The sequence below is a fragment of the Cognataquiflexum rubidum genome, from assembly GCF_022538115.1.
Lineage (GTDB): Bacteria > Bacteroidota > Bacteroidia > Cytophagales > Cyclobacteriaceae > Cognataquiflexum > Cognataquiflexum rubidum.
This window is the reverse complement of the sequence record NZ_JAKZAL010000006.1, coordinates 127538-142944: the sequence shown is the minus strand read 5'-3', so window position 1 is coordinate 142944 and position 15407 is coordinate 127538. Positions and strand designations below refer to the sequence as shown.

General features: G+C 37.1%; 13 protein-coding genes. 2 read left to right on the top strand and 11 right to left on the bottom strand.

What is annotated here, in order from left to right; all coding sequences use genetic code 11:
• The first annotated feature begins 136 nt into the window (after window positions 1-136).
• Both gmd and MMU05_RS08805 read left to right on the top strand, forming a co-directional pair.
• Complete coding sequence (gmd, locus tag MMU05_RS08810) at window positions 137-1294, top strand: GDP-mannose 4,6-dehydratase (protein ID WP_241141313.1); 1158 nt, start codon at window positions 137-139, stop codon at window positions 1292-1294.
• A gap of 424 nt (window positions 1295-1718) precedes the next feature.
• The gene (locus MMU05_RS08805; protein WP_241141312.1) at window positions 1719-3287 is read left to right on the top strand and encodes a capsule assembly Wzi family protein; all 1569 of its coding nucleotides are present in this window, start codon (window positions 1719-1721) and stop codon (window positions 3285-3287) included.
• Between the two features lie 137 nt (window positions 3288-3424).
• Here MMU05_RS08805 and MMU05_RS08800 read toward each other — a convergent pair whose 3' ends face one another.
• The 11 genes from MMU05_RS08800 to MMU05_RS08750 form a co-directional block, all read right to left on the bottom strand.
• Window positions 3425-4429, bottom strand: coding sequence for a polysaccharide deacetylase family protein (locus tag MMU05_RS08800; protein ID WP_241141311.1), 1005 nt, complete (start codon window positions 4427-4429; stop codon window positions 3425-3427).
• Window positions 4430-6043: a glycosyltransferase gene (locus MMU05_RS08795; RefSeq protein WP_241141310.1), complete on the bottom strand. Its 1614-nt coding sequence runs from the start codon at window positions 6041-6043 to the stop codon at window positions 4430-4432. It lies immediately after the preceding gene.
• 68 nt (window positions 6044-6111) lie between these two features.
• The gene (locus MMU05_RS08790; protein ID WP_241141309.1) at window positions 6112-6831 is read right to left on the bottom strand and encodes a class I SAM-dependent methyltransferase; all 720 of its coding nucleotides are present in this window, start codon (window positions 6829-6831) and stop codon (window positions 6112-6114) included.
• Between the two features lie 252 nt (window positions 6832-7083).
• On the bottom strand, window positions 7084-8391 hold the full coding sequence (locus tag MMU05_RS08785) for an ABC transporter ATP-binding protein (RefSeq protein ID WP_241141308.1): 1308 nt from the start codon (window positions 8389-8391) through the stop codon (window positions 7084-7086).
• 9 nt (window positions 8392-8400) lie between these two features.
• On the bottom strand, window positions 8401-9261 hold the full coding sequence (locus tag MMU05_RS08780) for an ABC transporter permease (protein ID WP_241141307.1): 861 nt from the start codon (window positions 9259-9261) through the stop codon (window positions 8401-8403).
• A 221-nt stretch (window positions 9262-9482) separates the two neighbouring features.
• Entirely contained in the window at window positions 9483-10481 is a 999-nt protein-coding gene (locus MMU05_RS08775) for a glycosyltransferase family 2 protein (protein ID WP_241141306.1), read from the bottom strand.
• Window positions 10482-10517: 36 nt separating this feature from the next.
• Window positions 10518-11519 carry a glycosyltransferase family 2 protein gene (locus MMU05_RS08770; protein WP_241141305.1) on the bottom strand — a complete coding sequence of 334 codons (1002 nt, stop codon included), beginning with the start codon at window positions 11517-11519 and terminating at the stop codon, window positions 10518-10520.
• Window positions 11520-11590: 71 nt separating this feature from the next.
• Window positions 11591-12514, bottom strand: coding sequence for a glycosyltransferase family A protein (locus MMU05_RS08765; RefSeq protein ID WP_241141304.1), 924 nt, complete (start codon window positions 12512-12514; stop codon window positions 11591-11593).
• A 94-nt stretch (window positions 12515-12608) separates the two neighbouring features.
• Window positions 12609-13448 carry an FkbM family methyltransferase gene (locus tag MMU05_RS08760; protein ID WP_241141303.1) on the bottom strand — a complete coding sequence of 280 codons (840 nt, stop codon included), beginning with the start codon at window positions 13446-13448 and terminating at the stop codon, window positions 12609-12611.
• Between the two features lie 179 nt (window positions 13449-13627).
• Window positions 13628-14476 (bottom strand): glycosyltransferase family 2 protein, encoded by an 849-nt coding sequence (locus MMU05_RS08755; RefSeq protein ID WP_241141302.1) that lies wholly within the window; start codon window positions 14474-14476, stop codon window positions 13628-13630.
• Between the two features lie 21 nt (window positions 14477-14497).
• Window positions 14498-15070 (bottom strand): WcaF family extracellular polysaccharide biosynthesis acetyltransferase, encoded by a 573-nt coding sequence (locus tag MMU05_RS08750; RefSeq protein WP_241141301.1) that lies wholly within the window; start codon window positions 15068-15070, stop codon window positions 14498-14500.
• Between the last annotated feature and the right edge of the window lie 337 nt (window positions 15071-15407).

Here is a 15407-nt window from a genome sequence, read left to right as displayed (position 1 = left end):
TAAAAGGTGAGAAGTGGGAGGTACGGAAGTATGGAAGTCGGAAGTATGGAAGTTTGGAAGTGTGGAGTTTTCTGGATTTCAACTAGTACTGATGGAGGGAATAAATAGATTAGTTAACCAAAAAGATATTAGCATTATGAGTACAGGAAATACAAAAAAAACGGCCTTAATCACAGGTGTCACAGGACAGGATGGAGCGTATTTGTCAGAATTGCTTCTGTCCAAGGGATATATGGTTCATGGGATTAAAAGAAGGACATCCCTCTTTAATACCGATAGGATTGATCACTTGTATCAGGATCCTCATGCTGATAATAACAATTTCAAATTGCACTTTGGGGACATGACGGATTCCATGAATTTGACAAAAATCATTCAGGAAACCCAACCGGATGAAATCTACAACCTTGCTGCCATGAGTCATGTCAAGGTAAGTTTCGATATTCCGGAATATACTGCCAATGCCGATGGCATCGGTACTTTGAGGATATTGGAAGCGGTCAGGTTATTGGGGATGGAAAAGAAAACCAGGATATACCAGGCGTCCACTTCAGAATTATATGGCTTGGTGCAGGCTGTCCCACAATCCGAAACAACACCTTTCTATCCAAGATCTCCCTATGCCGTGGCAAAGATGTATGCCTATTGGATCACTGTCAATTATCGGGAAGCTTATGGCATGTATGCCTGCAATGGTATTCTGTTTAACCATGAATCGCCACTGAGAGGGGAAACCTTCGTCACGAGAAAAATCACCCGTGCAGTGGCTAAAATAGCCTTGGGACTTCAGTCCGAACTGTATATGGGAAATTTGGACGCTCAACGGGATTGGGGCCATGCCAAAGATTACGTGGAGGCCATGTATTTGATACTCCAACAAGAAAAACCTTCTGATTATGTGATTGCCACTGGAGTTACTACCAGAGTACGGGACTTCATCAAAATGGCCTTTGCAGAAGTAGGGTTTAACCTCAGATTCGAAGGAAGGGGAGTAGACGAGGTAGGGATCTTGGATTCAATTGATACCGTATTGGCAGAAGAAAAACTTCAGGTCAATGAATACAAAGTAAATATTGGTGATACCTTGGTAAAAGTAGACCCTGCCTATTTCAGACCAACAGAAGTAGAACTCCTGATCGGCGACCCAAGCAAGTCTAACAAAGAACTGGGATGGCAACCCAAATACAATTTGGAGCGATTGGTCCATGAAATGGTCCATGCAGATGTTGCCCTTTTCAGAAAAGACATCGACTTGATCAAGTCCGGACACAAAGTATTACTACAAGAGGAATAGGAAATAATATGAAGTTGAGGAATCTCATTTATTAGAGACCATTCTACTGATAACCATCAGGATTACTACCAATGACGAATTTGTCGGACCCGTCACTCTGAGTGTAGCGAAGAGTCTCTACTAAAATAAAAAGATCCTTCAGTCGTACCTCCTCCAAATGACATATTTGCACTAATTAACTGGAATACCATTCAAGAGTAACAAGAACTTGGCCTTGTCAACTCGACGTCAGGAGAGGTCTATCGCCAATTGTCATCTCCTTTCTGTAAATGCCAATTTTAACAACTCAGGGTGACACACCCAGAAATCGCTCATTAGTAACCCAATGGGAAACATTGCGGATAATCACTTTATTTTATGTGTTTCTCCACTATATTGCTACTAACTATTTAAAAAATTGCCTTGAAGTTCAAATGTTTTGGCTATGGACCCTCGACTCTGGACTATGGTCAGATTTCTCTTCAAGCCAATATCCAACATCAGTCAATATAAAAGAAAAAATGAACTTACAATCATGAAAGCCCTGTCTGTTTTATTTATACTTCTTGTCTCCCTAACCAACACCTATGGTCAGTTCTCAGATTCCCTACAAATTAAAATAGGTACAATCGCCACCTATGCCCAGAATGATTACCAGCCTTTGTGGATAGAATCGTTGCGGTTTGGGAGCATTTCAAACCAGCAGGCAGACCTTAGTTCCTATATCAATATCAGCAATGAGCATACTTTCAAAGTATTTCCCAAACTTCCTGAAAAAGACAGCAGGATATTTCTAAACTATGGAGTAGCCCTATTTAACAACCAAAGTTTTGAAAATACTTTTTTCCAGGAAGCTTATGTTAAAGCGGGGTATAAAAATTGGGAAATAAGGGCCGGAAGGTTTCAGGAAATTATCGGAGAGGTAGATTTCGACCTTTCCAGTGGTTCCTTGGGTGTAAGTGGTAACTCCTTGCCATATCCTAAAGTTGGTGTAGCAGTAACTGATTTTACTGCCATTCCTTTTACTGACGGTTGGTTACAGTTCAAAGGCCTGATGTCACATGGATGGTTAGGTAAAAATCGGTTTATGAATGATGCTTATTTACATGAAAAAACTTTTTACATGCGGATAGGAAAAAGGAAATTTAAACTATTTGGTGGGGTACAGCATTATGCTGTTTGGGGAGGCAACAGGGCAGATTTTCCAAACAGACTTGCAAGAGATTGGAAGGGATTTTTTGATGTGTTGCTTGTGAAGGAAGCAGATGATGGGAGTGTTCATGGAGGAAAAGATCCAAAAGATCTCCCACCAGATGCAATTAGACCCAATAAAGCCGGAGACCATAGAGGTGTAATTGAAGGAGGCTTTGAATGGGAATGGGAAAATGTAATGATTAAAGCCTACCAACAGACCCCATTTGACATGGGGATAGGCATCAGCATCAAAAATATTGACAAGTTAGCAGGATTGAGTGTTGAAAACAAAAACCCGGGCTTGTTTCGAAAAGTATTGGTAGAGGGGATCCATACCAAACAAATGACGGATTGGGTGCCTAACCATCGGGAAAGTTATTACAACAATGGAGTATACAAAACTGGTTGGGAATATGAAAACCTGATCATTGGTACTCCTTTATTTACGAATAGAACCCGCGCTAGCAAGTATTTCCCTGAGATTCAGCCTTATGATTGGACTGCGCCAAATGAGTCCATTCCAGGAAATGACAACATCATCAACAACAGAGTGGTGGGAGGGCATTTTGGATTTATTTTGGCTCCGACTTCAAGGATTACCACAAGGACTATCTTAACCTTTGTTAGAAACTACGGGCCTAAAAGACCTTTCCCCCCTCACAAAGACCAGTTTTACAGCCTTCAGGAAATTACCTATCAATCACCCCTCAGTGGACTTAGAATTACAGCTGCATTGGCTGTTGACCATGGTGAGATGACAAAAAATATTGGGGGTATGCTTGGGATTGAATGGCAGATAAGGTCATTTAACAGAAATTAATGGGTTAAAAAAATAACATAGGTTGGGAGAAACATTTCCTAAAAGAAAACCAAAAAGTTAAATGTAATACCCAGGATTATCCTATCCCAGAAAAAATTATTTGAGACAATTAAGTTATTGAAACCTTTATATAAATATTATAGCCAATACTTCAGATTTTCAGTAAATTCCAATTTACCCCAGTTATTTACCTGAAATCTGCCCATCTGGTATGGGTTTTCGTTCGCCCGAACCTTATTTCCTTGAGTAGTAAGAGCCGCTTTAAATCCCTGCTTCTCCAGAATATCAATGGTTAATGCATTATAATTCCCGTGGGGATAAGCGAATAATTCTTGTTTTTGCTTGAGTACCCCTTCCAAATACTCCTTACTTTTTATAATCTCTTGCTGCTGTAACTCCCAAGGAAGGCCTGATAGCAAGGGATGTGTTTCAGTGTGAGTTCCGATATGGAATAAATTGTTATCGGCCAAGGAAATAAGTTGTTCCTCAGTCATGCAATAATTTTCTCCACAGTCCTCAGTATATTTGATTGATTCTTTAAGGGTGGTTAAAATAACTTGTTGATGCTCATAGGACAAAGTACTCAATGCCTTCCAAAGCTTTAAGAAAAGCGATGCCCTTTGAGTAGGCGGGGACATACTAGCATTCCAATTTTTATGTATTTGTAGCATTTCCTCTGTCAACAAATTCCCCTTATTGAGGTCAAAAGTAAATACCGAATCTGGAAAATCCAGTTTAATGAATTCAGGGAGTTCTGGGTAGATAAGTACAATGGCTGCTAGGTCATCCCACCAAAATGCTTTTTTACTGCCAATATGTTTTGTGGAAATAAAAAAACATGCCGGCAAATCGTATTTTTCCAAAAGCGGCTTTGCATTCAAAAAATTATCCGCATAGCCATCATCAAAAGTGATGGCTATGCTAGGCTTTATTTCCCCCCCTGCTTTTAATTGATCAATCATTCTATGAAGGGAAGTAACAAGATCGGTTTTTTTTAATACCTGTAGCTGATCTTCAAAATTCTTAGGACTGACTGCCAATTGCCATGGATCGATAGAATTTTCGATTACCCGATGGTACATCAAAACCAACCCACTATTCTGGTTTTTCAAAATCTTTTTTATAATATTTAACCAGCCCATCTATATCAAGGGTTCTTTAATAGCTTTGGCAGTAACAATTACCTGCATTTGGGGATCGTTAAATTCAAGCTTCTCTTGCTTTACTTCGGGAAGCCCCATTCCATATAAAAAAGCAGTAGCTACATAAACATTTCCAAATGTTTGGACCTTTGTATGATTTGGATTAAAAACTTCAGAAAGGATTTTTTCTATAGCAAGTCCTGTAAAGGACCAATACCAAGTGTTGCCCCATTCCTCATAGTCGATAGGGGTGATTCCGGGGACAGTCAATAACATTATACCCCCAGGTTTTAATATCCTGTAGCAGGTACGTATCACAGCCTTATAATCGTACACCAAATGAAGGGTTTGGGTCAAAATGATACAATCAAAACTGTTGTCTGCAATTTGTGGCGCATCGCTTAAATCTCCGATAATGGTAGCTTGAGCATTACTTTCATTTACATGAAGGATTTCACTTTGCCTGACTTTCTCTTTTCCGTATCTTAGGGTATATTCATTATCCCCGATTTCCAATACCCTGCCTTGTATATGAATTGAAGAATCTTTTAAAAACTCCTCTATATAGTACCTGTCTATTGGCCCTCCTCTATCATAGCCAAAAGTTTTACTAAAAGGATTTAACCTGTTGAAATCTCCAAGATTGATTTTGTGTTGTTTGGGAATAAAAGATTTATTGAATCCTATATTATAAAATAACTTATGGACATATTCTGGTATAAGTTTTTTAAATACATTATGTGTCATTGATGCCTTTACTTTGATTGAAAGTATATATGAGAAAAATAATGCAGGATTATTTTTCTTTAAAAATTTAATATTTTCCCTCGTCGGCAATAGGCTGCCGACTCTAAGCTCATTATAAACCAAGTAGGAATAGTAATTTTTAAATCCTTTTAACCCGATTCTATAAGCAAGTATCTCACTTTGGGAAGCTAATTTTTCCTTTTGCCTGGATAATACTTCGACTGCTGAACGAAGCATCAGATCCGAATTTGCTGACATATTGTTTTCATGCTTTCTATATAGAGCCAGTATTTTAGGCACTTGCAAGACAGGGTACTTTCGTGAAATATTAAGATACATATCATAATCTTCACAGGCTTTCAAGGATTCATCAAATTGAAATTCACCAAATACAAACTTCCTATACATCACTGTTGCATGCATCCCGATGTAATTCCCTTTTAAAAAATGCTCATAATGATTAGCACTGACCCTCTCTTTTTTCTGATTAATTATTTTTCCATCTATTGTTGTCATTTGATGGGCACCGGATACAAATGCCACCTCTGGATAGTCAAGAAGATGTTTCAACTGGTAATCAATAGAATCAAAATAAAGCAAATCATCGGCATCTAAAAACACCAGATAATCCCCGTGGCTATTTAATATACCTTTATTTCTTGCTGCAGATAATCCTTGATTTTCCTGATATATGTACTTAACCTTAGGATAGAGCGATGTAATTTCTTTGGTGTCGTCTATCGAACCATCATCTACAACAATTATCTCAATGTTTTGATATGATTGTTTCATAACACTATTTATTGCATCGGATAAATATTTGCCATGATTATAGCAGGGAATGATAACTGAAACCAATTTTGTCATTTAGGAAAGCGTGTCCAAAAGCTGGTAGAAATTATTATAAAAAATAGGGGACGAAAATTTAAGAAATATCACATTTTTATAAATTCAAAAGAAAGGTAATTACCATACCATTTTCTTTCATTTATTCTGAAATGTGAACCAATCCAGATATTAATATCCGACTCAGTAATTAAAAGATGATCCGATTGAAGTGGCCAAAATTTCTTTGAAAATGTAACCTGTAACTTCATTTTTAAAATTTCTAGCCAAGTTGGACAGCCTATTTTTCGATGACGTGATCTGCTTAAAATATCAGCCCAAGAAGGTTCCATATCTTCAAATACAACAAAAAATTTCCCTCCTGTCTTCAATACTCGCTGGACTTCCTGAAAAACTCGAGATGGATTGCTGACGTGATTCATACTCCATAATGAAAGCACCGTGTCAAAGCTTTGATTTTTAAACATTAAATACTCCCCTAGACCTAAAACAAAATCAGGCCGTTTTTCTAAGCATGGAAATGTTTTGGAAAGTTGACTCCAATCGGATCCTAGCCAGTCTAATGAAGGGTCCACGACAATCAATTTGCTGTCATTAAGTAAATATTGTCTAACTAAACCTACGCCTCCGCCAATATCCAAAATATGACCTATAAGTTTGGAGAAATATTGGCCTAAGGGGAGATAATCATGTTTTAAAATAGAGACTGTGGAATCTATGTCAGGAATTAAATCTTTGTACCACTGCTCCATTTCTTCTTGTCTTTCTTTCCATTTATGATCCTTATCTACATTTTCGATGTCGGGCATTAGATTTAAATATTCGTCTGATGATTGAATGTATTCATGAGAACAGTTATGACACATTAAATAGTTTTGAACTCTTGTGAGGTCTCCTTTACATAATGGACAAATAATGGAAATTCCCAAAATGGAAACATTTGAATTCATATATATTTTAATTCGCAGTTTATATATAAATAATTATTGGATTTGAGCTTGAAATTTTTACCCATAAAGGAGGATTTGTGTTATATTCTGTTGGTTTTTTGCCAAAAATTATCAATAATATCCCGGGCCGACCTGAGAAGTAAGCCATTCCAATTTAGGTCTGACCACTCCAAACCATTCTCCGACATATTCATCCCTCATTTTACCGTCATCAAGAATATTAAATGTAAGGGTATTCTTTGCTTCTGCAGCAGTGGCTGAAATGTTTTCTAATACCCAGGCGCTTATTTCGTAAGAACCTTCATTCAAATAATTACCGGGTATTTTCATTCTCGATTTAAATTTCCCTTTTGGGTAGGCACAATTTGAAAAAGGATCCACATTAGCGATGGCAGATGACCAATTGGCGGAGGAAAACACTCCTCCCTCCGAGAGTTTTCTTACCTCAAAATAGCTTGATAGATGATTTCCCTCTTTATTATTAAGAAATTCTATTTCTACAAAAAAATCTTCATGAATATAAATATTACCAGAAAGTGAATTGTCTTCCCGTATCACCCGTAATGCGGTTATCTGTACAGGATTAAAAGCATGTGGAGAATAACTCCATGTAATTTCCGATTTTTCTTCAAATAATGATAAATTAAGGTAAGTTTCAACAGCTTCCCCTACCCTTCCTTCAAAGCTTATTTTACCCTGCTTTAAAACTATACCTTTAGAACACAGTTTTTTAACCGCAGTCATATTATGACTTACAAAAAGGATTGTCCTACCTTGATGAGACACCTCCTTCATCTTTCCCAGACATTTTTTCTGAAATTCAGCATCTCCTACTGCCAATACTTCATCCACAATTAAGATTTCCGGTTCAAGATGAGCTGCTACTGCAAATGCCAACCTCACATACATCCCACTACTGTACCTTTTGACAGGTGTGTCAATATGTCTTTCTACTCCTGAGAAATCAATAATTTCATCTAGCTTACCCTTGATTTCAGATTTGGTCATTCCCATTATCGCGCCATTCAAAAAGATATTTTCCCTTCCGGTCAGTTCTGGATGAAAACCTGTCCCTACTTCCAAAAGACTTGCTATTCTTCCTTTGACTTTAATCTCTCCCAATGTTGGCGTAGTTACTCTGGATAAGATCTTTAACAAAGTTGATTTTCCTGCTCCGTTTTTTCCGATAATACCAAGAATATCTCCCTGATTGACTTCAAAGTTTAAGTTTTCTAGTGCCCAGAACTCGTCGTTGTCAGCATTTTTTGGACCTTGAAAATCTACAATTTTAAGTGCATTTTCTTTACCTCTAATTTTAGCCCACCACTGGTTTAAATCCTGACTTAGAGAGCCTGTTCCAAAAGATCCTAAGCGATATTTTTTACCGAGATCTTCAACACTAATGACTACTTTTGACATAGCGGAAAATTAAATAACATCTATAAAACTTTTCTCAATCCTATTGAATAGCAGTATTCCAACACTCAGTGCCAATAGTGTAAAAATGAGGCTATAAGATAAATACCAAATGTTAAATTCACCCACGCCTAGCAGGGCATATCTGAAAATCTCAATTAGTGATGTAAGTGGGTTAGCTAAAATAAGTAATTTATATTTCCCACTAAAAAATGACAGGGGATAGATTACCGGAGTAGCATACATCAAGAGCTGAATCCCAAAAGTCACCAAATGGGTCAAATCTCTATACTTGGTCGTCAAAGAAGAAATGATAATTCCAAATCCCAATCCCAAGGCTGCTACAATCAGCAATATTACAGGGACAATCAATATATAACTATTAAAATGGAGGTTTACACCCAAAAAAAAGAAGAAATAAAGGATCAATAAAAACAATAACAGCAATTGGATACCAAATCCTATTAAAGCCGAAACTACATTGGATAATGGCATAATCAACCTGGGAAAGTAGACTTTCCCGAATATAGCTGAATTTGCAGTAAATGTAGTTGCTGTTTTACTTATACACGTTGAGAAATAATTCCAAATAACCAGTCCGGATAAATAAAAGAGCGCAGGAGGAGCTCCATCGGTTGGTATTCCTGCAACTTGATCAAATACTACTATAAACATAATTGTAGTCAACATCGGTTGTATGATAAACCATAAGGGGCCTAGTATGGTCTGCTTATAAACCGAAATAAAATCCCGTTTCACAAACATCATAAGTAAATCTCTATACCTCCAAATGTCATAGGGTTGAAAGTCAAACCAACCCGTTTTGGGTTTGATTATCAATGACCATTTTTCTTTTTCTTTTGATTTTGGCACTTCTATATTTTGAATTTTTTTGATTAATCTCTTAGGTGTAATCCGCTTATTTGGCTGTAACCCAATTTTCTACCACAAACAAGACAAGGTACCGGACATTTCAATCTCCTATAATGAATAACATTGAATTGCCAGTTTATTGGCATCATTAAGAACATCCATCAATCCATTTTCAGGCAAAAATTAAAAGCATAATATCATGATTTTCTTCTTCTTTTAGTTCAATAAATTTTAAAAAAAACTTTGATATAGAACTTCATTATATGGTAGTAAAGAATTAAGGATTTATTTAAACTAAGCGCAATTCTTATCTGTTCCCCGGCCACTTTGGTGTTTCGAAATTGTTTCCAATTCATATTGGCCTGAGCAATACAGTAAAAAGCCGCCTCTTTTTTGGTCTTAGAGAATTTGCTTTGGATACTAGAAGGAAGGTTGCATTCAATCCGAGCAATGGTTGTGGCCAAGTCCCTAGTATTTTGTCCATTTCCTTCTTTTAGCCATGAAATAGAACCTTCATGTATTCTATATTCTGCTAAAATTTCAGGGGTGTATGCTATCGGAAGTTTCTGGGCGATCCTAACCCACATTTCCCAGTCTTCTCCATAAACAACCCCGTAGAAGCTACCTAAATCCTCATAAACCTTTCGCTTTACAACTATAGATACATACTGTATCGGTCTTTCGATGGCAATCTCCAGTAATCCATTTTTCAAAATACCATCTTCAATATCACGAAAATTCGAATGATGATCGGTTTTACCATCCTTGTCAATAAAGCAAAATTTGCAGAAAGCAGCTCCCGCTTCTGGATGAGAATCTAATAGAGAACCGATTTTTGTGTAAAATCCAACCTTCACCCTGTCATCACCATGTAGCAAGTGAAGAAGTTTTCCTCGTGACCTATTGATACAAGTTTCAAAATTCCTAAGACTGCCAACATTTTCCGGCTGTCTAAAGTATCCTACCCTTCCTTTTCCAATTTTTATTACTAAGGACTCCACATCAACGTCTGTACTGGCGTCGTCAATTACTTCAATCTGCATGTCTTCAGGACCTAAATCCTGTGCCAATACACTTTCAATTGCAGATGGGAAAAATGCTGCACAATTATATACCGGGATCATGACTGACCATTTCGGCCTTGGCTCATCTCCTAGTATAGGTTCGATTTTAGGAGGTGATGAGGGGATTCTTTCTGAAGCCGCTGAATCAAATTTCATTTTTGTTGGTAAGTCGAGTGGAGAATGAATAAGGGATCAAAGGAAAAATGACTTACCTGTCAATTTGTAAATGGACACTGATAAATAAAATTTTAAGATGCGCAGTGATGAATATAAATTCCAATCAAATATCAATGACTGCTGAATAAGCTTAGTAGAACAGGATACGTTTTTTTGTGCGTGCCATACTTTCCATGCCATTCCCAAAAAGAAATGGGCTAAGTGTCTATCTGATTTTTTAAGTACAATAGCCCTATCTTTTTCAAGTAAATGTTTCTGAATATTTCTTTGTGAAATTTTTAAACTTTCAAAGAGTTTGCCTGAAACAGCATTTTCCCATGTGATGGATTGGATTTGCTCTCTGTATGATGCTAAAATTTTCGGGGAATAGGCCATGGGATAGTGTTTGGCAATCCTCACCCACATCTCCCAATCCTCTCCACAGTTACTGCCGTAAAAACTTCCCAAATGCTCATATACTTCCCTTTTTACGACTATACCGGCATATTGGATTTTTTGGGAGCTTGCTAATCGAACCAACCAATTGTTCAGAATCCCGGGTTCCTTTTCCTCCAGCCGGAACTGACCGGTCTGCTTCCCATTCTCATCAATAAAATCATAATTGGTAAATGCAGCCCCTGCCTCTGGGAATCGTTGAAAAAGACTGGATATTTCATCATAGAAATCATTTTTGACCTTGTCATCTCCATGAAGCAAATGGATCAGTTTCCCTTTAGCCCGTTTGATGCAGGTTTCAAAATTACGGAGAGATCCCCGGTTTTCAGGTTGACGGTAATACCCGACTCTTCCCTTTCCCAGCCGAAGCACCAATGCTTGAATATCCGTATCTGTACTGTCATCGTCCACCACTTCAATCTGCATCTGTTCTTCTCCCATATCCTGAGAAAGTACGCTTTCAATAGCCTCAGGAATATACTCGGAACAATTATAAACAGGAATCATCACCGACCACAGCGGTCGCTTTAGCCCTTTTTCCAAAGGAGGAATAATGGGTGGGGTTTGTGGGATCCGGTCCAAATGAGTCGGATAATTTTAACTGTTTACTAAAAAATTAAAGGCAAATAGCTAATTAATATGGCTTGCAATTTTTATTCTGATTTGGAGATTCTCAAATTCCTCAAAATTTTGTTTTTCAAAAGCCGATAAAATTTTAAATCTGTAATCAGGTACCGAAAATATACGGATAGTACATTCTGGAATTTTCTATGCTTAAAAGAACTATTGAAACTTTCTATTGCCATCGTAGAAAGCATGTTTTTTTTGAATTTCTGAAAAGTCTGTTTACCTTCTCTTGCAGTAATTTCACTTTCCCATTTTTTCAAAAATTTGTAAGTCCTTTCAAATTTTATTTTGTAGTCATTGGAAAGTCTGTCCTTAGAATCAAAACTAAAATTGGAAAGAATTTCAGTACAGTAACCAATATTTAACCGATCTGCTGCCCTCAACCAAAAATCAAAATCCTCATGATGTCTCAATTCCTCTGAAAAAAGTCCGCTTTTTATAAAACAGCCTTTTCGCATCATCAAGGTAGAAGGATTAGGTGGTTTCCAGCCTTCAATCAAATGCCGCCATAGGTTTGAAGAGAAAAATTTGGTATTTCTTTCAAGTCTTACCCCATTGATGATCAAGTAGGTATCGCAATAAACCATATCCAAATTGGGATCTTCTCGAAACAATGCTACTTGCTTTTCGATTTTTTCCAGTTCCCAATAATCATCTGAATCCAAAAATGCAATCAGTTCCCCTTTGGCTTCTGCAATACCCCTATTTCTGGTATAGGCCAATCCCCTGTTTTCGGAATTTCGAAATACACAAATATCATCCATTAAAAGCCCTTTTTCTAGTAGATATTCTGCATTGGAAAAAAAAGAGCAATCATCGACAACGATGGTTTCCATGTTTTTGTAGGTCTGATGGAATACCGAATGCAGGGCCCTGACCAATTCTTTCTTACGGTTATAATTGGGTATAATCACACTGACCAAAGGAGTGTATGAATTGTCTTCTGACATTATTTGGGGTTTTTTGAAACTGTTTTGAATGGGATTAACCTAAATAAAATAATCTTCTACCAAAAATTAGGACCCCTAATTAAAAAATCATATGCTATTTAATAGTTTTAGGCATGAATAAGCCATCTGTTTTATAACTATATATTTGATTGGATTGAGACGCGTTACCTTTATTATTTAAATAAAATAACTGATAACCGAGTTTCGACATGTAATTAATTATCTTTTTATTGTTATCATCCTTGGTAGTAAGCTCTATATATAATGCTTTTATTTGTTTATTTTCTAATAAAGTTCTAGCTCCCTCAAGGGCTGGTATTTCATATCCTTCAACATCTAACTTCCATAAGAAAACATTATTAATTCCCCTAATGTTTAATTCTTGATCTAAAGTAGAAATACAAATTTCCTTGCCTGAAATATCGTTTACAACAGACCAATAAGCATGCAAACCTAATTTTTTTCCGTTTTCAGGTACTTCTAGATAGGCTGTTTTACTGACTGATCCTAATCCTTTAAAGATAACTTCGACATTATCTAATTTATTTTTTTCTACACTTTCTATCACCCACGAATGAGCAACATCGTCAGGTTCAAAAGCTAAAATCTTCCCATTAAAAGCGATTTTCGAGAAGTATGCAGTAGATTGACCTATATTCGCTCCCGAATCAATAATCACATCCTTATCTGTAGCATTTTTTTTAACCCAATTTATAAACGCAGCATCATAAACTCCATAGATCATCCACCTATGAACAGCTAGGTTAAGGTCTAATTTCCACAAGAGGCCATTTAAAAGTTTTACCCAAGTTATACCATTTTTAGAAATAGTTTTACCAAAGAGTTTATCCATAATTCCATATTTTTTAGGATATTCATAAGACCTCTGAAGCCTTACAAGCCAGGGTAAATTAAAGGTGTCTTTCATCATCATTTGAATAAAATTTTATATAATTTAAACTACTAAAATATACCATGTAATTCTATTTAATTTTCAGCAATGAAAAAATTATCCTTAACAGGGCTGTTCTTTTTGGCTATTGAATTTCCATCAGGAATATCACAATTCAAATTGCGATTTTACCTTCTAGGTTTTTTCAGCATAGTATGGACTTATATAGATTTAACTTCTTCCCAACCATATTTTGGAATTGGCGAATTTCTCTTGAGTTCTCTCATCTTTATCTGAATCAAGAATTCATAATAGCCCATATTGATACAATAGATAAGACCAGGAATTCCCTCCGTAAAACCAAGGTTAAAAAAATAAGCCTGAATAAAACGTAGAAGAGGCCAACCTGGAACCTTACTTAACCAGGATTTTAGTGCAGGATTGCGTACGCTTCCTTGGGAAGAAAATATATGTTTAAATGAAGGGCAATTGTTAAGGCGGGATATCGCTTCTTGACTGGAATACTTATTATGGCGTTCAATCCATTGGGACCAACCTTTAGAAAATCCATAATGTAAATACGGTTCTTTGATAAATTCAATATTGCCAAGTACTGTACCTTCCTTTTGGCCATGCCCAAAATCCTTAAAATTCGCTCTTCCTTTCCGCATCAACCGAAACTGCCATTTGGGAAAATTATCGCAACGTTTTAGCCATTTTCCATCTAATATCATTTTCCAACAGCAGTAATACCCTGCTACCTGATCATCCGCTTCTGAAATTGACTTTCTAAGGGCTTTTTCAAAAGCAGGTGTTACTACTTCATCCGCATCAAGAAAGAGAATCCAATCATATTTTGTAAAAATATTTTCCAGGGCAAAGTTCCTTTGTTTTCCGAAACTTTCAAATTTGTTAATAATCACTTTGGTGTTATAATCCGCTGCGATTCTTAGGGTTTTGTCAGTACTTCCTGAATCAAGAATATGGATATCATCCGACCAAGACAAAGAATTTAAACATTGGGGAAGGTCTTTCTCTTCGTTTTTTGTTAGTATAACAACAGATATCATATTATTTTAATGAATTCATATTTAGAGAATCTTAGCTTTAATCCTACTATTCTCTTCCATTACCCTGGGTTTGATTGGCTTGCATGGAAACCCTGAGCAAACCATCCATGCCGGCATGTCTTTGGTGACTACCGAACGTGCCCCTATCACAGCACCTTCTCCCACGGTAACGCCGGGATGCATAAAGGTTTCAGCTGCCAACCAAGCTTGATCTCCTATATAAATGGGTTTGGTAATCAACGGAAATCCTGTCTTGGTAAAATCATGGGTCCCTGCACATAGGTGGGAACCCTGCGAAATAACCGCCCTTTGCCCGATATGTATTTTGCCTTGGGAATACAGTATGGCACCGTTCCCTATCCCGCAATGGTCGCCAAATTCCATATTCCATGGTGCCCAGATTTTGACCGAGGGATAAACATGCACCCCTTTTCCTACCTTCGCCCCAAACATCCGAAGTACAAATGACCTCCAAGAATGAAGCGGATTAGGTGTAAACCGGAAAAACAATACATAAAAAACCGACCAAAGCACTCTCCCCAGTCTGTTTTTCAATGAAAATGAGGGTCCCGTAACGGTGTCTTGGTTATGCATTTTTTTTAAAGAGGGTAGGAGGGTGCTGAATTTTTTTGACCTAAATACAGCATTCAAGAGTATCAATAAACCTGTCCTTGTCACCTTGATCCCCTGCTATCGGGAGAGAGGTCTATCAACCTAATTCGGAGCAACAGATTTCTCTTACCAATGACGTAATTGTCGGGGACGTCACGCTGAGTCTTCAACATTTTTAGAAATGTTCAGAAAAGGAAATAACGTTGAGGTTTTTTTTAATTTGGCCTCGGCAAGCTCGGTCATCGAGGTTGATTAGGTTAAGGGTTGGGAGGAAAAAGCGGCGCAGCCGCTTTTTCCTCCCAACCTCAAAAAACCCAAT